The following is a 19,269-nucleotide window of genomic DNA, read 5'->3' on the forward strand; positions in this document are numbered from 1 at the left end:
CCTACTCGACGCTGGAGCGGCTGCCCAACGGCAACTTCGGCCTGCTCTGGGAGAGCAACGGCTACCGCAACATCACCTTCTCCAGCTTCAGCCCGGACTGGCTGGGTGGTGTCTGCGCTCCGCTCCACGTCGCCGTGCCCGACTCCGCACAGGCGGGGACGACAGCGGATGTCCGCGTCACTGTGACCAACCAGGAACCGCACCCGCTCACCGGGGCCTCGCTCCAGCTCGACCTCCCAACCGGCTGGTCCGCCAACGCGGTGGATCTCCCGACGGTGCCGTCCGGACAGAACATCACCGTGTCCGTGCCCGTCACGATCCCCAAGGGCACGTCCACGAACGGCTACCCGGTGAGTGCGGTCCTGACCACTCGTCAGGGACAGCACTCCCACTCCAGCTGGGAAGCTCCGTCCATCGTCGTGACCGGCGGTGACGTCGTCTGGCAGGACAGCACCGAGCGCCATTACGACGGCCAACACCTGACCGACGTGTCTGACGAGGTGGAGAAGGTCAAGGACTTGGAATCGGGCGCGATCCGCGTCCGGTTCCGCACCTCGACGTCCGCGCCCGCCGCCGGCTCACTGCTGTCACTGGCGGACCCGATCAGCCAGGTGCGTGACCTTGTCCTCTCGCTCAACTCCGGTCGTCCCTACCTGGAAGTCCGGACCGCCTCCGGAACGTACCCAGTGCGCATTCAGACTGGCGTCAACGTCGCTGATGGTGAGTGGCATGACCTGATTGCGGCTTCCAGCAACGGCGTGACGAGCCTGATCCTTGACGGGAAGGTGATTGGCCAGCAGAGGTCGCAAGGGTTCTTCTCGACGATCACCGAACTGACTCACCCCTACCCCGGGCTCAACCCGGACGGTGTGCCGAACCTGACGATCGGTGGCAACCAGGCCTACGTCGCGTCTCAGGGCGGGACAACCAACCGGTGGATGTTCGACGGCGACATCGCCTCCGTGGAGGTCTACAACGGCTGACAGAATGGAGGCCGGTGGCTGGGGTGCAAGCGCCCTGTCACCGGCCTCCCCATCTCAGCCGAATCGCTCACGCAGCCAGCGGATCTGACGCTCCTCCTGCGCGACACCGCCACCCTCGTGCTCGTTGTAGGGGTAGACGTCGATCGACTTCTCCCCGGCGTAGTGGTTGTAGGCCGCGAAAACCGTTGATGGTGGGCAGATCTGGTCCATGAGCGCGACCTGCCAGAGCGCCGGCACGGTGGCGTGGGCGGCCATGGTCAGCCCGTCGAAGTAGCGCAACGTCGTGAAGGCTTGGGGCAGCACGTCCTTCTGTGTACGGGCGAACTCGAGCAGCTCGGCATACGGAGCCTTGTCGGTGAGCTCGACGGCTCGTTCCATGTGGCACAGGAAGGGGACCGAGATCATCGCTGCGGCAACGCCGTCGGCCAGGGCCGCCGCCGCCAGCGCGATGCCGCCGCCCTGGCTGAACCCCTCGACGACGACGCGCCCGCGGTCCACCCCGTCCAGGCAGCGCGCGACCTCGACGGCCCGGACCGCATCGGTGAACACGCGCCGGTAGTAGTAGTCGTCGGGGTCGAGGATCCCCTTGGTGAGGAACCCCTCGACGTGGGGGGAGTCGCTGCCGCCGCGGTCCCCGGTGACCCCGGCGCGACGCGCCCGGGCTCCCATGCCGCGGGTGTCCATGACAATCGTCGCCACGCCCGACGCGGGCCAGCGCAGCCAGTCCAAGGGGGTCCCGGCCCCGTCGCCGTAGCCGAGGTAGCGCACCACCAGCGGGAGCTCGTCCCCGGCCCCGCGCGGCCGCAGGTAGAGGCCACCCACCGGCTGGCCCGCAAAACCGTTGAACGTCAAGCGGTGTGCGTCCACCAACGGCAGGTCGAGCCCGTACGGCCGGAGCCGTATGCCGAGTGGCTGGCCGCGTGCCTCCTTGAGGGTCCGTGCCCAGAACGCGGCGAAGTCGGCGGGCTCCCGGCGTTCCGGGCGGTAGCGCTCGAGCTCGCTCAGGGGGAGGTCGAACAGCGGCATGACGTCACTGCTCCCGGAGCGCGGCGATGCGGGCGAGCAGGGGAGCGTAGTGCTCGGCGATCGCGTCGTGCATCCGGGCCGGGTCGGCCGCGGCTGCGGCGTCCACGATGGCGACGTGCGCGTCGGCGCTGGTGACCAGGTCGAGGTCGACGCTGCCGAGGGTCGGCGTGACGATCCGCTGGACGTCCCAGAAGGCCTCGGTGAGCTGCAGGACGAGGTCGTTGCCCAGGGGTTCGAGCAGCATGACGTGGAACGTGCGGTCCTGCTCGAGGAAGTCCTCCCCGCGGGAGGCGAGGTCCTGCATCTCGCGCGCGACGTCATACAGGTTCTCGCGCTGCCGCCCGTCCAGGCCCTCGATGATCTGCGCGGCCATGCCCTGCTCGAGGGTGCGGCGCACCTCGATCACCTGCTCCAGCACCCGGTGCTCGTCCGAGCGGCTGAGCAGGCCGCGGAAGGCGAGGCTCTCGACGAGGGCGTTCAGGGACATGCGTCCCACGTAGGTGCCGTGGCCGTGCCGGACGTCGACGATGTCGAGCGCCCGCAACGTCTTCACCGCCTCGCGCACGCTGGAACGGCTCGCCCCGATCGCGGCGCACAGCTCGCTCTCGGTGGGGAGTGGGTCACCGGGGGCGAGGCGCTGCTCGAGGATGTGCTCCTTGATCCGGTCGACCACCTCGGCCTGCCCACGGGCGCGACTGATCGGTGTCGTCCCCACGCCGGCGCCCGCGGACGACGCCGGCTCCCCCAATTTCGCCATGACCCTTGCCCTTCGCCGGGAGACCTGTCAGGCTCACCCTAACGGCATCAGACATCAGACGTCATATAACTTCTCCTCGTTTCTCCCACCGACCGGAGGTTCCTGCCGATGAGCACCACCGACCGCGACGCGTTCGACCCCGAGGGGCTGACCGGTGTCAGCCGCCGCACCTTCCTGCGCTACACCGGCACCCTGAGTGTCGCGGCCGCGCTCACCGCCGGCCTCGCCGCCTGCAGCAGCGGCCCCAAGTCGACCAACGCCGTCTCCACCAAGGGGGCCGGCGGGTCCGCGCCCAACACGATCGAGGCGACCCTCGCCTTCGAGCTGTCCAGCGGCTTCGACCCGATGAACGCCTCGAGCGCCGTAGCGACCTGCGCCAACCAGCACATCTTCGAGGCGCTCGTCGACCTCGACCCGATCAGCCGCAAACCCTACCTCGCGCTCGCGAAGGAGCAGCCGAAGGAGAGCAACGGCGGCAAGACCTGGACGGTCACCCTGCGTGACGGCGCGAAGTTCTCCGACGGCAGTCCGGTCACCGCCGAGGACGTCGCCTGGTCGTTCACCCGGGCCAACGACCCGAAGAACGCCGCGCTCATGGCCCTGTTCATCCCGTTCATCGACCGGGTCGAGGCCAAGGACAAGACCACGGCGGTCTTCCACCTCAAGACGCCGTTCTCGCTCTTCCCGGAGCGGATCGCGGTCATCAAGATCGTGCCCAAGGCGCTGACCAAGGACGCTGCCGCCTCGAAGAAGTTCGACAACAGCCCGGTCGGCTCCGGTCCGTTCAAGCTCGACAGCGTCTCCAAGGAGTCGGGCCTCACCCTGTCGGCCAACAGCAACTACAACGGTCCCCGTCCCGCCAAGGTCGACAAGATGACCTGGGGCACCACGACCGAGGCCTCCACCCGCATCGCCAACCTCACCAGCGGCCGGGTCCAGGCGATCGAGGCCGTGCCCTACCTCAACGTGTCGCAGCTGGAGGGCAAGCAGTTCCAGGTCGACAAGAAGCAGGCGTTCAACCTGCTCTTCCTCATGTTCAACTGCTCCGCGAAGCCGTTCGACGACAAGCGGGTCCGACAGGCGCTGTTCTACGCGCTGGACACCGAGAAGATCATCAAGACCGCCCTGCAGGGCTACGCGACCCCGGCCACCAGCTACCTGGACGAAGGCAACGCCGGCTACCAGCGGGCCAGCACCGTCTACACCTACAACCCGGGCAAGGCCAAGGCGCTGCTGAAGCAGGCCGGCGTCCGCGACCTGACGTTCGAGCTGGTCACCACGGACACGTCCTTCATCAAGGACTCGGCGCCGCTGATCGTCGAGTCGTGGAAGAACATCGGGGTCACGGCGAAGCTCAACACCGTGCCGTCCGCCGCCGTCTACGGCGACCTCGTGCCCAAGGACAGCTTCCGTGCCCTCGCGGCCTCGGGTGACCCGACCGTCTTCGGCCCGGACGTCGACCTGCTGCTGCGGTGGTTCTACTACGGCGCGGCCTGGCCCAAGGACCGCTACCGCTGGGACCCCGCCGACCGGGCCAAGGCCGCCGACTGGATCGACCAGGCCGCCCGGGAGACCGACCCCGACAAGCAGAAGCAGATCTGGAAGCAGGTCCTGGACTTCGTGGCGGAGGAGGTGCCCCTCTACCCCGTCTACCACACCAAGACGATCACCGGGTCGGACCCGAAGCAGCTCAGCGGGTTCCAGGGCGCGGCCACGACCGGGCTGTACTTCCTGAAGACCGACCGCACGGCCTAGGAGTTCTCACATGCTCGCGGTGCTGAGCATGGTGGTGCGAAGGCTGCTGACGCTCATCCCTCTCGTCATCGGGGTGGCGTTGTTCGTCTTCATCGTCATGCAGTTCTCGCCGATCGACCCGGCGCTGTCCGTGCTCGGCGACCAGGCCTCGGCGGCCCAGGTCGCCCACTTCAAGCACGCCCACGGGCTGGACCGTCCGCTGCCGGTCCGGTTCGTGATGTTCCTGGTCGACCTCGCCCACGGCAACCTCGGCATGACGTTCCCGCCCAGCCAGCCGGTCGCGGACAAGATCGCCAACGCCTTGCCCCTGACGATCCAGCTCACGGCCCTCGGCGTCGCCGGGGCGCTCGTGATCGCGCTCGTCCTGGGCATCGTGGCGGCGCTCTACCGCGACCGCTGGCCGGACCACGTCATGCGCGTGGTCTCCATGCTCGGCATCGCGATGCCCTCCTTCTGGCTGGCCATCCTGCTGGTCCAGCAGTTCGCCGTGGCCCACCACGTGTTCCCGCCCAGCGGCTACATCAACCCGGCTGACTCACTCGCCGGTTGGCTCGGCACGATGGCCCTCCCCGCGCTGGCGCTCGCCGTGCCGGTCGGCTGCTCACTGGCCCGGATCGTGCGCACCTCCGTCGTCGAGGAACTCGACAAGGACTACGTGCGCACCGCGATCGGGGCCGGGCTGCCGCCGCGGGTGGTCATCGGCCGCAACGTGATGCGCAACGCGCTGGTCAACCCGCTGACCGTCCTCGGCCTGCGACTGGGCTACCTCATCGGCGGCACGGTCATCATCGAGGCGATCTTCTCGCTGCCCGGCATGGGCACCCAGATGATGAGCGCGCTGGAGCAGAACGACACCGCCCTCGCCCAAGGCACCGTGCTCACCATCGCCGTCGGCTTCGTCATGATCAACCTCGTCGTGGACGTGCTCTACCTGTTCGCCAACCCGCGCCTCCGGGGGGCCCACTGATGCACCGCACCCTGACCACGCGCCTCTCCCGGCCGGGAGCCCACCTCAGCAGGCTCGGTATGCCGTCCGTCGTCGCCCTGATCTTCATCGCGCTCGTCGTGCTCGTCGGGCTCTTCGCCCCGCTGCTGACCACGCACGACCCGGGGCAGACCGGGCTGGGGCCGGCGACGACCGGGCCGGACGGCGACTACTGGTTCGGCCTGGACGCCCTCGGTCGCGACGTCTACTCCCGGCTCGTCGCCGGGACGCGGCGCTCCCTCATCGTCGGGTTCGGCGCCGCCGGACTGGCTCTGGTGGTCGGCTCGGCGCTGGGCGCGCTGGCCGGCACCAGTCGCACGATCCTCGACGAGGTGGTCATGCGCTGCCTCGACGTCGTGATGGCCTTCCCCGCCATCGTGCTCGCGGCACTGCTGGTCATCGCCTTCGGCAAGGACAGCCTGACCGTCGTGACCCTCGCGATCGGGTTCGTCTTCATCCCCTCGATCGCCCGGATCGTCCGCGCGAACGTGCTCAGTCAGTACCGCGAGGACTACGTCGCCGCCGAGCAGGTCATCGGGGCGCGCCGGCCGCACATCCTGCTGCGCCACGTCGCGCGCAACTGTGCCGCGCCGGTCCTCGTCTTCACCACGATCATGGTGGCCGACGCGATCGTCTTCGAGGCGTCCCTGTCGTTCATCGGCGGCGGGCTCGCTCCGCAGGAGGCCGACTCCTCATGGGGATCGGTCATCGCGTTCGGCAAGGAGCTGGTCCAGGTCGGTGGCTGGTGGGCGACGTTCTTCCCGGGGCTGCTCATCCTGTTGACCGTCCTTGCGCTCAACGTGCTCTCGGAGGGCATCTCGGATGCGTGGGCGGCCCCGGCGGCCCGACGCGCCAGCACCTCGGGCGCCACTGACGCGGGCGACGTCGACCGGCTGGAGAGCGCCCGGCCCGGCACGGGCGAGGTCCTCGAGCTGCCGGGCCTGCGGGAGGCCGCCCAGCGGCTCCGCGAGCGGGCCCGACCCCTGCCGCAGGGAGAGCCGTTGCTGTCCGTGCGCGACCTGCGCATCGGCTTCGCGGGCCGTCACCGCGGCGTGGACATCGTCGACGGCGTCTCCTTCGACGTGCGGCCCGGTGAAGTGGTCGGGATCGTCGGCGAGTCAGGCTGCGGCAAGTCGCTCACCTCCCTGGCGGTGATGGGGCTGCAGCCGCGCGGCGCCCGGCTCGGCGGCCAGGTCCTCTTCGAGGGTCTCGACCTGCTGCAGCTGCGGGCCAACCGGCGCCGCGCGCTGATGGGCCGCGAGATCGCGATGATCTACCAGGACGCGCTCTCGGCGCTCAATCCCGCCATCAAGGTGGGCGGGCAGCTGCGCCAGCTGATCCGTCGCGGCGGGACCCGCAACGCGGAGGAGCTGATGCGGCTGGTGGGCCTGGACCCGCAACGCACGCTCTCGGCATACCCCCATGAGCTCTCCGGTGGGCAGCGGCAACGGGTGGTGATCGCCATGGCGCTGTCGCGCGACCCGAAGCTGATCATCGCCGACGAGCCGACGACCGCCCTCGACGTGACGGTCCAGGCGCAGGTGATGGAGCTGCTGCTGCGGCTGCGCGAGGAGCTCGGCTTCGCCCTGGTCCTGGTCAGCCACGACCTGGCGCTGGTCAGCGACGTGTGCGACCGGGTGGTCGTGATGTACGGCGGTCGGATCGTGGAGCAGGGCGTCACCGCCGACGTGGTGGGCGCGCCCGCGCACCACTACGCCCGCGGCCTGCTGGGGTCGGTGCTCTCGCTGGAGTCCGGCGCCCAGCGGCTCACCCAGATCCGCGGTGTCGTGCCGTCGCCGGCGGACTTCCCCGCGGGCTGCCGCTTCGCCGACCGGTGCCCGGCCGCGACAGATGTCTGCCTCACCCAGGTGCCCGAGCTGCACGGTGACGGGCAGCGGCACTCGGCCGCCTGCCACCACCCGGCGGAGCAGATCAGCCACGACGACGGGGGACGGGAGCTGGTGCGGTCATGAGCGGCGACGACAGCGTGAGGAAACGAGCGCAGCGAGGCCCGGAGCGCCGAGGAGCGCGAACAGCCGACATGAGCGGCGACGGGGAGATCGTCCGGCTCGAGGGCGTCCACGTGCGCCACCGCACCCGGGGCGGCGGCATGTTCAACCCCGAGCGGGTGCACGCGCTGACCGGAGCCGACCTGACCATCCGGGCCGGCGAGACGGTCGGCGTGGTCGGTGAATCCGGTTGCGGCAAGTCGACGCTCGCCAAGGTGCTCGTGGGGCTGCAGGAGCCGACCGAGGGTCGCCTGTTCTTCCGCGGACAGGATGTATGGCGGATGAGCGGCTCCCAGCGCCGGCACCAGATGGGTGCCGGGGTCGGCATGGTCTTCCAGGACCCGGCCAGCTCGCTGAACCGGCGGATGCCGATCCGGCAGGTGCTGCGGGACCCGCTGGATGTGCACGGCCGCGGCACGTCTCGGCAGCGGGAGGCCCGGGTCCGTGAGCTGATGGACCTGGTCGGGTTGCCGGCGTCGGTGGCGGACGTCCTGCCGAGCCAGCTCTCCGGCGGGCAGCGGCAGCGCGTGTCGATCGCCCGCGCCCTCGCCCTGGACCCCGACCTGGTGATCGCCGACGAGCCGACGAGCGCGCTCGATGTGTCGGTGCGGGCGCAGATCCTCAACCTGCTCCTGGACCTGAAGCAGCGGCTCGGGCTGGCGATGGTGTTCGTGTCACACGACATCCAGACGGTCCGGAGGGTCAGCGACCGCATCGTCACCATGTACCTCGGCCGGATCGTCGAGCAGACCCCGGCCGCCGCGATGCCCACCGGGGCGCGACACCCCTACACCCGGGCGCTGTTCTCCGCCGCGCCCGGCCTGTTGTCCCCGATCGAGCCGATCCCGCTCATCGGGCCGGTGCCGTCGGCGACCCGGCCACCGAGCGGCTGCCCGTTCCGCACCAGGTGCTGGCGGGCGGACGACAGCTGCGCCGACGAGATGCCGCCGGTCCAGCGGGACGGCAGGGCGCCGGCCTCCGGCGACCGCCCGTCGCCGACGCCGCATGAGTTCCGTTGCCACCACCCACTTCCCGTGGGACTCGACGACGCCGAGCTGGCGGCGTCCGCCCGAGAAGCCACCTCCGACCGACCCCAGCTCGAGGAGCCTGCGTGACCACCCGAACCCCCCGCTACACCGGCGTCGTCCCCCCGCTGGTCACCCCGCTGACCGACGACGGCGCCCTCGACGTGCCGTCGCTGGAGCGGCTCGTCGCCGCCCAGCTCGAGGCGGGCGTCAGCGGCCTGTTCGCCCTCGGCAGCTCGGGGGAGACGATCTACCTCACCGACGAGGTGCGTGACCAGGTGCTCGAGGTCATCGTGCGTACCGTCGCCGGGCAGGTCCCGGTCATGGCGGGCTGCATCGAGCCGTCGACGGACCGGGTCGTGGTCCGGGCCCGCCGGGCCCTCGCGCTCGGCGCCGACGCGCTGGTGGCCACGGCCCCGTTCTACGCCCTGGTGAGCGACAGCGAGATCGACCGGCACTTCCGGCTCGTCCGGGGAGCGGTCGACCTGCCGCTGCTCGCCTACGACCTGCCGGTCTGCGTGCACACCAAGCTGTCACCGGCGATGGTGACGACCCTCGCGCAGGACGGCGTGATCGACGGGGTCAAGGACAGCAGCGGCAACGACGTCGAGGCGCGGCAGACGATGCTCGCGCTCGAGCAGCACCCCACCTACACCCACCTCACCGGCCACGAGGTCGTGGTCGACGCGATGCTCCTCGCCGGCTGCGACGGCGTCGTGCCAGGCCTGGGCAACGTCGACCCGGACGGCTACGTGCGGCTCTACACCGCGGCGCGCGAGGGCCGGTGGGCGGATGCGAAGGCCGAGCAGGACCGGCTCGCCCGGCTGTTCCGGATCGTCGCCGCCGCGGACCGGTCGACCGCAGGCGGGAACGCCGCCGGCGTGGGCGGGTTCAAGACCGCGTTGGCCCTCCTCGGGGTCATCCGCAGCAACCAGGTCTCCCCACCGCTGCGCCGGCTCGACGAGGACGAGCGCAAGCGGGTCGCCGTCGAGCTCGAGCAGGCCGGCCTGCGCTGACGTGGTGAGTCCGGGATGGCACACGCGCGGGACCAGGTGATGGGCACGGCTGGCAGGCGAGGCGCTGAGCTGCTGCTGGGCATCGACATCGGCGGGACCAAGACCGCGGCCGGGCTGGTGGACCTCGACGGTCGCCTCCTGCACCTCGGGACGCCGCGGCCCACGCCAGGTGCGCGGGGACCGGACGCCGTGCTCGCCACGGCTGTCGGGGTGGCGCGCGAGGCGATCGCGAGCCGTCCGGCGGGCACGCACGTCGTGCGCGTGGGCGTCGGCAGTGCCGGCGTGATCGACGCAGCGACCGGTCGTGTCCTGTCGGCGACGGATGCGTTGACGGGCTGGGCGGGCACCCCGGTGCAGGAGCGACTGACCGCAGCGCTGGGTGTCCCTGTAGCGGTCGACAACGACGTCCACGGGCACGCGCTCGGGGAGTGGTGGCAGGGCGCCGGCGCGGGGCTCGGGCCGACGGGGAGCCTGTTGTTCGTCGCGGTCGGCACGGGAGTGGGCGCCTCCTTGGTGGTCGGCGGTCGGGTGGTGCACGGGGCCCACTCCGTCGCCGGCCATGCCGGCCACGTCCCGTCCGTGCGCGCGGGGGACCGGCCCTGCCCCTGCGGTGGGCGGGGCCACGTGGAGTCGGTGGCGGCCGGCCCTGCCATGACCGCGGAGTATGCCGCGCGCACCGGTCACGTGGTCCCCGGCCTTGCCGACGTGGTGGCCCGGGCGGAGGGCGGCGACGTCGTCGCCGGCGCGGTGCTGGCCGAGGGCGCCGCGGCGCTCGGCGACGCCGTGGGTGCGCTGCTCAACGTCCTCGACCCCGACGTCGTCGTCCTCGGCGGTGGCGTGAGCTCGGTCGGCGAGACCTGGTGGCGGCCGATGCGTGCGGCCGCGGTGGCTCAGGCCCTCGAACCCGTGCGGTCGACGCCGCTGGTGCCCGCGAGGGCCGGGGCCGCGCTGCTCGGGGCGGCGTGGATCGCCCGGCAGCTCGAGCCAGCGGAGAGTCAGGCCGGCCTGCCCGCGCCGACCAGCTTCGGTGCGCCCGAGCATCCGGAGGTGGCGCGATGACCGTCCCCGCCTCGGAGGTCCCGGCCCTGCTGCAGCCGTTGCGAGGCCGACTGGTCGTCTCCTGCCAGGCCTATCCCGGCGAGCCGTTGCGCACCCCGCAGGCGATGTGCGCGATGGCGCAGGCGGTCGCGCGCGGCGGCGCGGCCGGCATACGGGCCCAGGGACTGGACGACCTGCGCGCGATCCGCTCGGCCGTCGACCTCCCGGTGATCGGCCTGTGGAAGGACGGCGACGACGACGTCTTCATCACGCCCACCCTCGAGCACGCGCTCGCGGTGGCCGAAACGGGCGCGCACGTGGTGGCCCTCGACGGGACCGGACGTCCCCGCCCCGACGGGCGGTCGCTCGGCGAGACGATCGCCGCCCTGCGCGAGGCCACCGAGGCGCTCGTCATGGCCGACTGCTCGACGTTCGAGGAGGGCGTGGCGGCCCAGGCCGCGGGAGCGGACCTGGTGGGTACGACGCTCGCCGGCTACACGGCATACACGCAGAAGGGCGACGGCCCGGACCTCGACCTGGTGGCGCAGCTCGCCGCGCGGCTGACGGTTCCGGTCGTGGCGGAGGGCCGCATCCACACGCCCGCCCACGCGGCGGAGGCGATCCGGCGCGGGGCGTTCAGCGTGGTGGTGGGCACCGCGATCACCCACCCGACGTCGATCACGTCGTGGTTCGTCGACGCAGTGGAGGGCGTGGCGGACGCTACTCCGTGAACCCGCTGATGTCGGGGTGCAGCCGCCCGTCGTCCCCGCGGGCGGTCGGCGGGATGTCGCCGCTGGTGCGCCGGTCGCTGGCGTTCGTCCCGGCGGCACCGTGGCTCGAGTTGCCGGAGCCGATCTTGGACCCCGCGGCGTCCATGACCTTGTGACCCACCTCCGGTGCCTTGGCCCTGACGGCACCCTCGACGTCGCTGACCCGGTGCTGCACCGTCGGGTTCTGCCACAGCTTCTGTGCGCCGCTCCTGATCTGCTCGTAGCGGTTGCGCCCGGCCCGGGCCCCGAGGACGTACCCGACCGCGGCTCCGGTGAGGAAGGACAACTTGCCCATGTCGCGATTCCTTTCGTCGTGGGTCAGCACCACCCTGACACGACACCACCGGCTCGACCACTCGTCGAACGGGCCAAGCCGGGCGGCCCGCTCACCGTTTGCGGTTCGCAGCGGCGGGTATGCGGATTTCATCGCTTTTCCGTCCCCGCACACGGCCCCCGTCGGAGGGCCACACAGGAGTTCCGATGGCACTGACCCGAAAGGAAGAACAGACCTTCCGCGACCTCATGTCCGAAGCATGCGAAGGGGATCCCCGGTTCGCTGCGAGAGTGAATGGGGATCGGTGGCGGCGAGCCAAGGCCCGCCGGCTGCTCTCCTCCCTCGGATGCTTCGGCATCGCCTGTCTCGTCCTGGGACTCGGCACGACCGTCGCGGCCTGGGTCGCCGGTGGGGTGCTGTTCGCCGCCGGCGCCGGGATCATGCTCCGGCCGCTCGTCGTGGGACGTCTTCCCAGCGTCTCGTGGAAGAAGTGCGCTGACACCACTACCCGGCCGTTCCGCTCCGTCGGTGGCTGGGTCAACAGCATCCCGCGACACCTGCCGCTGCCGCACCGCCGCGCCTCCTGAGCCTTTCGACTCGTCGTTGAACCCTCGCCCGTGACCCACCCTCCTGCTCGCCCCGCCCTCGCGGGGTACATCGCGCCCTGGGCCACCTGCCGGTCCGCCGCGGCGCCCTTGGGCGCCCACCGCCGCACCCGGTAGCGTGGCCCCGCTGGCACCCGACGGTATGCCGGGTGCTCGGGAGGGCTCGCATAGTGGCCTAGTGCGGCGGTCTTGAAAACCGCTATGGGTGTACGCCCATCGTGGGTTCGAATCCCACGCCCTCCGCTCCTGGCGAGGAGGGAACCGCCGGTTCCCGTCCGGACACCGACCCACCGCCGTGTGGGTCGGTCGCATGTGTGACAGACGGGAGAGGCAGTGACCAACTCGACCCCACGTCCCGACGGAACTTCGTGGGAGCTGCGACCCGAGACCCTTCTCGTCGAACACGGCCGGCCCGCGGCGCAACCGGGCGCTCCCATGAATGTTCCCGTCGTGCTCGCCTCGACCTTCCGCTCGGGACCAGCCGCGCCCGCTTCCGCGCCCGCCGAAGGCACGTCGGCCGCGGACGGTATGCCGGGTCCCCGCACCTATGCGCGTGGCGACGGCACGGACCTCTGGTCGGCCTTCGAGGACGTCGTCGGCCAGCTCGAGGGTGGGCACGCGGTGGCGTTCTCCTCGGGGATGGCCGCCATCGCCGGCGTACTCGAGCTGCTGCCCGCCGGCGCGACCGTCCTGTTGCCGCAGGACGTCTACATGGGCACGCGGGAACTGTTGCACGACGGGCAGACTCGCGGCCGTTGGCGGCTGGAGACCGTGGCGTTGGACGACAGCGAGTCGCTTCGCCGGAACCTCGACGGGGCGGAGGTGCTCTGGATCGAGACGCCGAGCAACCCGCTGCTCGAGGTCTGTGACCTGCGGGCGCTGAGCGCGGCCGCACGCGCGGCGGACGTCCGGGTCGTCGTCGACAACACCTTCGCCACCCCGCTGCTGCAGCAGCCGCTGTCGCTGGGTGCCGACGTGGTGGTGCACAGCGCGACGAAGTTCATGGGCGGACACTCCGACCTGTTGATGGGCGTCGCCGTCACCGACAACCCGGAGACACACCGGGCGTTGCGGCGCCGCCGCACCCTGTCCGGGGCCGTCCCCGGGGCGCTCGAGTGCTTCCTGGCGCTGCGCGGCATACGGACGATGGGCGTGCGGCTCACTGCGGCCCAGGCCAGCGCGCACGAGCTGGCCCGCCGACTCCGCGACCACCCGGCGGTGACCCGGGTGCGCTACCCCGGCCTTCCGGAGGATCCCGGTCATGCCCTGGCCAGTCGCCAGATGAGGGGATTCGGCGCGGTGCTCAGCTTCGAGCTCGCGGACGCTGCCAGTGCCGACGCGACCTGCGCGGCGCTCACCGTCATCGCCCACGCCACGAGCCTCGGCGGGGTGGAGTCCACCATCGAGCGGCGAGCGCAGTACCCAGGGTCCGCGCACGTACCGGACGGACTGCTGCGCCTCAGCGTCGGGTGCGAACACGTCGAGGACCTGTGGCAGGACCTCGCGCGGGCACTGGAAGGGCTGGACCAGTGACCAGCATGTCGGTCGAGACCCTGACCATCGACACGGCACCGCTGGGGGCGGACAACTCCCTACCGCCCCTGCTCCGGACCGAGGACCCGCACCGGGATGTGACCTTCGAGGGCGCGGACCCGAGCATGGCGGAACGGCTCGCGTACGGGCACATCGAGTCGATCCTGCCGTACACGCTGCAGGACGCCTACTCACGGGAGCGCCGGCCACGGGAGCACCACGTGGTGGTGCTCGAGAACGAGCACCTGCGGGCCACGTTCCTGCCCGGCTTCGGAGGGCGGTTGTGGTCGCTGGTGGACAGGTCCGACGGCCGTGACCTGGTCTTCCGGAACAACGTGCTCCAGCCGGCGAACCTCGCCCTGCGCAACGCCTGGTTTGCTGGGGGAGTCGAGTGGAACATCGGGACCACCGGGCACTCCCCGACCACCTGCAGCCCCCTGCACGCCGCGCGCGTGCAGGCGGCGGACGGCTCCCCCGTCCTGCGGTTGTACGAGTGGGAACGGATGCGGAACGTGGTGTTCGCGCTCGACGTCCACCTGCCGCCCGGCTCGAGGACGCTGTGGGTGACGGTCAGCATCTGGAACCCCCACAGCGTGACCGTCCCGATGTACTGGTGGTCGAACATCGCGGTCGAGGAGACGCCGGGCCTCCGGGTGGTCGCGCCGGCCGACCACGCGTGGCACTTCGGCTACTCCCGGGAGCTGCGGCGCGTGCCCGTCGCGGACTCGACGGCGACCGACTGGAGCTATCCGGAGCGCCGGGAGGACGCCGGGGACTGGTTCTTCGACATTCCCGAGGGCACCTCGCCGTGGATCGCGGCAGTCGACGAGTCCGGCCGTGGGCTGGCACAGCTGTCGACCTCGCGGCTGCGCGGACGCAAGCTGTTCGTGTGGGGGCAGCGCGTCGGCGGTCGCCGCTGGAACCACTGGTTGACCGACGGCTCCCAGACCTACTGCGAGATCCAGGCCGGCCTGGCCGGCACGCAGCTCGAGCACCTGCCCATGCCGGCGCACGCCGTGTGGCGCTGGACCGAGGGCTACACGTCCGTCGTCGCCGACCCGGCACGCGTCCACAGCAGCGACTGGGGTGAGGCGACCGCGGCGGTGGCCGCCTCGCTGCACCCGCTGACCGACGGGAGCCTGCAGGAGGCCGTCCGGGTCGCGAACCGGACGGCTGACTGCCGCCCCGAGGAGCGCCTCGTCGCCGGGTCCGGCTGGGGAGCCCTCGAACAGCTCCTGCGGCGGGACGAGCCGGGCTTCCACCTGCCCGCGGCCACGCCCTTCGACCGGGACACGCTGGCCGAGGAGCAGGCGCCGTGGCTGGAGCTGCTCGAGACCGGCCAGTTCACCGCGGCTCCTCCGCGCACCTTCGTCGTCGGCCCGCAGTGGCGCCGTCGCCTGCAGGCAGCGCCCGCGAACTGGGCCCGGTCCCTGCACCTCGGCGTCGCCGACTGGCATGCCGGTGACCGAGACTCCGCCCGAGCCGCCTGGGAGTCCTCGCTCGCGTCGCGCCCGAACCCGTGGGCGCTGCGCAACCTGGCCGTGAGCGACCACGCCGCTGGGGACACCGCCCGGGCGGTCGAGCGGATGGTGGAGGCGCAGCGACTCGCCCCCGAACTGACTGGGCTCCTCGTCGAGTGCCTGGCCCAGCTGATCGCCGCCGGCCGGGCAGCGGAGGCACTGCGGATGGTGGACCGGGTCGCACCCGACCAACGACAGCACGGCCGCGTGCGGCTGCTGCAGGCATCGGCCGCCGGGCAGACGGGCGACTGGGAGCAGGTCCGGCGGATCCTGGCCGAGGGCCTCGAGGTGGCCGACCTCCGGGAGGCCGACCACTCCCTCAGCGATCTCTGGGATGCCTACCGGGCGGCCGAGAAGGACGGGACGCAACGATCATCTGCCGGCGCCCTGCCCGAGGAGGTCCCGGCCGAGTACGACTTCCGCATGCGACAGTGAGCAGGGTCAGCGGATCAGCGCCTGCCGCACCAGCGTCCGACCGAAGTCCCACACCAGGTCACCGCCGCGCTCGGCCTCCTCGAGCACGTCGGCGAGTGCCGTCACGAAGAGCTCGACCTCGACCTCGCTGATCATCAGCGGGGGCAGGAGCTTGATGACCTCCATGTGGTCGCCTGCCACCTGGGTGAGGATCCGGTGCCGCCGGTAGAGGGTGCCGACCACCATCTGCGCGAACAACCCCCGGCGGGCGGCCTCGAGCACGGCCCAGCGGGTGCGCAGCCGCAACGAGTGCGGCCGGCCGAACTCGATCCCGATCATGAGGCCGCGGCCCCGCACATCGACGACGAGGTCGCAGCGCTCGCGGATGCCGACGAGCTGGTCGTTCAGCAGCTTCCCCATCCGGGCGGCGTTGCCGACGAGGTCCTCCTCGTCGAGGACGGCCAGGGTCGCCAGGCCCGCCGCCATCGCCAGCGCGTTCCCGCCGAAGGTGGTCGCGTGCACGAAGACCCGGTCCATGGACGAGTAGACCCGGTCGAAGACCCAGTCCTTGGACAGGACCGCACCGACCGGCACGAACCCGCCCGACAGGGCCTTCGCGACGGTGACGAGGTCGGGAACCACCGCGTCGTCCTGGTAGGCCAGGAAACGTCCCGTGCGACCGAGGCCGGTCTGGACCTCGTCGCAGACGAGCAGCGCACCGTGCCGGTGCAACAGCTCGGACGCCTCGGCGAGGTAGCCGGGCGGGGCCACCTGCACCCCCTTGCCCTGCACCGGCTCCACCACCAGTGCGGCGACGTCCTCGCGACGCAGCTCGCGTTCCACCGCGGCCAGGTCGCCGAAGGGGACGGCGGTGTCCGGGAGGAGCGGATCGAACCCGTCGCGGAACTCGCTTCCCCCGTTGACGGACAGCGACCCCACGGTCAGCCCGTGGTAGGCGTGCTGGCAGTAGAGGACGCGTTGCCGGCGGGTGGCAGCGCGGGCGAACTGCAGCGCCGCCTCGACGGCTTCGGTGCCGCTGTTGCAGAAGAAGACCCGGTCCAGCCCCGGGGTCCTCGCGAGCAGCTGCTCGGCCAACAGACCGGGCAGGAGCGGGGCGTCCATCTGGACCAGGTCGGCGAGCCCGGCGTCGAGGGCGTGGTGGAGGGCTGCGCGCACGACGGGGTGGTTGCGGCCCACGCCGTGGACGCCGAAGCCGGCCAGGAAGTCGAGGTAGCGGGTCCCGTCCTCGGCGAAGCAGTAGGCGCCCTCGGCCCGTTGGTAGACGGTGTCGAAGTCGATCGCGTGCAGCACCCGGGGGACCTCGCGGTTCAGGTGGCTGGCGTGCAACTGGTAGCCCTCCCCGCTGCGCGCCGTCAGCAGCTCGCCCAGGTCGAATGACACATCAGCCTCCTCTCGACCGGACGGGTCGGGGCAGCCGCCGTCCTCACCGCCCTCCGGCCGCACCAGACGTGTACCCCCGCAGGCCACCCGCGAATCCCCGCATGAACCGCCCGCGGCGGGGAACTGTACGGCATACCGCACGCAAGAGTGGGAGCCCTGGATGCGATGGCTGTCGGCGAATGCGCTCCACGTCGGTCGGAGGGCGCTGTTCACGCTGTTGCTCACGACGCTCGCCCTGCAGCTGGCAGCCGGCGTGGGCCTCTCCTGGGTCGCGGGCTTCGAGGCCGTGCGCACGGCGCTGACCCACGTCACCTGGCCGTGGCTGCTGGTGCTGGTCGCGGGCCTGGTGGTCTCGTTCGTGGGCTACGACAACGCCTACCGCGGAACCTTCGCGGGGACGCCGCGCTGGTCGCTGCCCTCCAAGGAGATGGCGCTGGTCGCCGTGGCGGGCTTCGGGGGGTTCCTCGCGCACGGCGCCACCGATCTCGACGTCGCGGCGCTGCGGGCCGGTGGCGCCGACCGGCACGACGCCAACGTGCACGTCTCGGCCCTCAGCGGCCTGGAGTACGGGGTGCTCGCGATCGGCGGGTGTGGCGCTGCCATCGCGGTTCTCCTCCTCGGGTTGCACCGTCCGCCGCCCGACTTCACCCTGCCGTGGGCGATCATCCCGGTCCCCGGGTTCCTCCTCGCGTTCTGGTTGGCCACGCGCTACGGCGGGCGGCTGGCCGGTCGCGGCGGATGGCGTGGCCGCGTGGGGGTGTTCCTCGAGTCCATCGTCCTGGTGCGGGGCTTGTTCGCCCGACCGTTCCGGCGCAACCCTGCCGTCCTCGGCATGGCGCTGTTCTGGGCCGGCGACGCCCTGGCGGCCTGGGCCGGCTTGGCGACCTTCGGGCTGCACCTGAACGTGGCCCAGTTCCTGGTCGGCTTCGCGACCGGGATGGTCTTCACCCGACGCACCGGGCCACTCGCCGGTGCCGGGATCCTGGCCGTCGTGCTGCCGGTGACGCTCTGGTACAGCGGGGCCGCGCTCGCCGTCGCGGTCCCCGGCATCTTCGTCTACCACGTGCTGAGCCTGTGGCTGCCCATGCCGGCCGTGCTGCGGTCCCTGCCCACGTTGCGCCGGCTGGTCGACGACGTCGACCGCCCCGGCTCGTCACCGACCATTCACTCGGAGACCTGAAAGCGGGCGACGTAACCGAAGACGCTGCCGACCCGACGGTCGAAGTCCAGCCCGGCGTCGGCCGCTCGACGGCACAGGTCGCGGAAGTAGACGCCGTGCGGGTCGTAGCCGAACTCACCGACGACCACCCGTCCGCCGGGGCGCACCACGCGGCGCAGCTCGACCAGCGCCGATGGCGGGTTCGGCACCTGTCCCAGGACGGAGACGGCATAGGCCGCGTCGAACACACCTGTGGGCAGGGGCAGCGCGGTGCCGTCCGCGCGAACGGCGGCGACGTTGTGCAGCCGTTGTTCCCGTGCCCTGCCCATCGTGAGCTCGAGCATGTCCCGGTGGAGGTCCACCACGGTCAGCAGGCCGTGCGGCCCGAGGGCGGGAGCCAGCGGCAGTCCGTAGCGTCCGCTGCCGACCCCCAGCTCGAGCATCCGCTCACCCGCGACCGGCGCCAACAGGTGTCGCACCCGTCGCGGGGTGACGAACGGGTGTGGTGCGTCGATCCAGGCCCGTTGCGCGAAGGGCCGCGTGCTCGGGTGGGTCCGCCACCAGAACCACAGGCCGGCACCGCCGGCAACCATCGCCGGCACCGCGCTCCAGACCCACATCGTTCGCGCCGGTTGAGTCCTGCCCACCTGCTCACGATGCCCCAGATCCGGCCGTTCCGCGCGACGTCGCGGGGCCGGTCACGCCGGTGTCTGTCGTGGTCGGAGCAGGCCCGACGCGGCGACGGAGCAGAGCATCCACGCGGCCGCGTAGGTGAACGCGACGGTCGGCGACACCACGGCCCACAGCACACCGGCGACCAGGGTCGACCCCAGGTCGCCGAAGGACTGGACCAAGCCGAGCATCCCGAAACCGTTGGCGCGCAGGTGGTCCGGCAGCAGCTGGGCCACGACGGTCGACTGGGCGGTCTCGGCCAGGCCGATCCCGGTCCCGGCCAGCACGAACCCGGCCAGCAGCACCGGCCACAGGTGCTCGTCGATC

18 protein-coding genes and 1 tRNA gene are annotated in these 19,269 nt (G+C 71.6%); 13 read left to right on the plus strand and 6 right to left on the minus strand.

What is annotated here, in order from left to right:
- Nucleotides 1-983: NEW3 domain-containing protein (locus tag VFL99_RS09715; RefSeq protein ID WP_325106148.1), on the plus strand; the 983-nt coding region annotated here is incomplete at its 5' end.
- Nucleotides 984-1,037: 54 nt separating this feature from the next.
- Here VFL99_RS09715 and VFL99_RS09720 read toward each other — a convergent pair.
- Together VFL99_RS09720 and VFL99_RS09725 are read right to left on the minus strand one after the other, a co-directional pair.
- Nucleotides 1,038-2,009, minus strand: a complete 972-nt coding sequence (locus tag VFL99_RS09720; protein ID WP_325106149.1) for an acetylxylan esterase — start codon at nt 2,007-2,009, stop codon at nt 1,038-1,040.
- A 4-nt stretch (nt 2,010-2,013) separates the two neighbouring features.
- On the minus strand, nt 2,014-2,766 hold the full coding sequence (locus tag VFL99_RS09725) for a FadR/GntR family transcriptional regulator (protein WP_325106150.1): 753 nt from the start codon (nt 2,764-2,766) through the stop codon (nt 2,014-2,016).
- A gap of 108 nt (nt 2,767-2,874) precedes the next feature.
- Here VFL99_RS09725 and VFL99_RS09730 point away from each other — a divergent pair, with 108 nt between their 5' ends.
- The 7 genes from VFL99_RS09730 to VFL99_RS09760 all read left to right on the plus strand — a co-directional run bounded on the left by VFL99_RS09730 (nt 2,875) and on the right by VFL99_RS09760 (nt 11,325).
- Nucleotides 2,875-4,521 (plus strand): ABC transporter substrate-binding protein, encoded by a 1,647-nt coding sequence (locus VFL99_RS09730; protein WP_325106151.1) that lies wholly within the window; start codon nt 2,875-2,877, stop codon nt 4,519-4,521.
- A gap of 10 nt (nt 4,522-4,531) precedes the next feature.
- On the plus strand, nt 4,532-5,488 hold the full coding sequence (locus VFL99_RS09735) for an ABC transporter permease (protein WP_325106152.1): 957 nt from the start codon (nt 4,532-4,534) through the stop codon (nt 5,486-5,488).
- A complete protein-coding gene (locus VFL99_RS09740; protein ID WP_325106153.1) occupies nt 5,488-7,479 on the plus strand; it encodes a dipeptide/oligopeptide/nickel ABC transporter permease/ATP-binding protein in 1,992 nt (663 codons plus the stop codon). Before VFL99_RS09735 ends, VFL99_RS09740 begins: the two co-directional genes overlap by 1 nt.
- 68 nt (nt 7,480-7,547) lie before the next feature.
- A complete protein-coding gene (locus VFL99_RS09745) occupies nt 7,548-8,630 on the plus strand; it encodes an ABC transporter ATP-binding protein (RefSeq protein ID WP_325106154.1) in 1,083 nt (360 codons plus the stop codon).
- Nucleotides 8,627-9,556 (plus strand): dihydrodipicolinate synthase family protein, encoded by a 930-nt coding sequence (locus tag VFL99_RS09750; protein WP_325106155.1) that lies wholly within the window; start codon nt 8,627-8,629, stop codon nt 9,554-9,556. The genes VFL99_RS09745 and VFL99_RS09750 overlap by 4 nt, the downstream gene beginning before the upstream one ends.
- A 15-nt stretch (nt 9,557-9,571) precedes the next feature.
- Nucleotides 9,572-10,615, plus strand: coding sequence for an ROK family protein (locus VFL99_RS09755; RefSeq protein WP_325106156.1), 1,044 nt, complete (start codon nt 9,572-9,574; stop codon nt 10,613-10,615).
- A complete protein-coding gene (locus VFL99_RS09760; RefSeq protein WP_325106157.1) occupies nt 10,612-11,325 on the plus strand; it encodes an N-acetylmannosamine-6-phosphate 2-epimerase in 714 nt (237 codons plus the stop codon). The genes VFL99_RS09755 and VFL99_RS09760 overlap by 4 nt, the downstream gene beginning before the upstream one ends.
- Here VFL99_RS09760 and VFL99_RS09765 read toward each other — a convergent pair.
- Nucleotides 11,315-11,659, minus strand: coding sequence for a YtxH domain-containing protein (locus tag VFL99_RS09765; RefSeq protein WP_325106158.1), 345 nt, complete (start codon nt 11,657-11,659; stop codon nt 11,315-11,317). The genes VFL99_RS09760 and VFL99_RS09765 overlap by 11 nt on opposite strands.
- 185 nt (nt 11,660-11,844) lie before the next feature.
- Here VFL99_RS09765 and VFL99_RS09770 point away from each other — a divergent pair, with 185 nt between their 5' ends.
- From VFL99_RS09770 to VFL99_RS09785, 4 genes are all read left to right on the plus strand, one after another.
- Complete coding sequence (locus VFL99_RS09770; RefSeq protein ID WP_325106159.1) at nt 11,845-12,225, plus strand: DUF3040 domain-containing protein; 381 nt, start codon at nt 11,845-11,847, stop codon at nt 12,223-12,225.
- 174 nt (nt 12,226-12,399) lie between these two features.
- Nucleotides 12,400-12,486: transfer RNA gene (locus VFL99_RS09775), tRNA-Ser, on the plus strand.
- A gap of 90 nt (nt 12,487-12,576) precedes the next feature.
- Nucleotides 12,577-13,776 (plus strand): trans-sulfuration enzyme family protein, encoded by a 1,200-nt coding sequence (locus tag VFL99_RS09780; protein ID WP_325106160.1) that lies wholly within the window; start codon nt 12,577-12,579, stop codon nt 13,774-13,776.
- A 5-nt stretch (nt 13,777-13,781) separates the two neighbouring features.
- Complete coding sequence (locus VFL99_RS09785; protein ID WP_325106165.1) at nt 13,782-15,731, plus strand: DUF5107 domain-containing protein; 1,950 nt, start codon at nt 13,782-13,784, stop codon at nt 15,729-15,731.
- 6 nt (nt 15,732-15,737) lie between these two features.
- Here VFL99_RS09785 and VFL99_RS09790 read toward each other — a convergent pair whose 3' ends face one another.
- The gene (locus VFL99_RS09790; protein WP_325106161.1) at nt 15,738-17,111 is read right to left on the minus strand and encodes an aspartate aminotransferase family protein; all 1,374 of its coding nucleotides are present in this window, start codon (nt 17,109-17,111) and stop codon (nt 15,738-15,740) included.
- 160 nt (nt 17,112-17,271) lie between these two features.
- Between VFL99_RS09790 and VFL99_RS09795 the strand changes: the two genes are divergently transcribed.
- Nucleotides 17,272-18,291 carry a hypothetical protein gene (locus tag VFL99_RS09795; protein WP_325106162.1) on the plus strand — a complete coding sequence of 340 codons (1,020 nt, stop codon included), beginning with the start codon at nt 17,272-17,274 and terminating at the stop codon, nt 18,289-18,291.
- Here VFL99_RS09795 and VFL99_RS09800 read toward each other — a convergent pair.
- Entirely contained in the window at nt 18,276-18,917 is a 642-nt protein-coding gene (locus VFL99_RS09800; RefSeq protein ID WP_325106163.1) for a class I SAM-dependent methyltransferase, read from the minus strand. The genes VFL99_RS09795 and VFL99_RS09800 overlap by 16 nt on opposite strands.
- 51 nt (nt 18,918-18,968) lie before the next feature.
- On the minus strand, nt 18,969-19,269 hold a 301-nt coding region (locus VFL99_RS09805), incomplete at its 5' end, for an MFS transporter (protein WP_325106164.1).

It is taken from the genome of Segeticoccus sp., assembly GCF_035708005.1.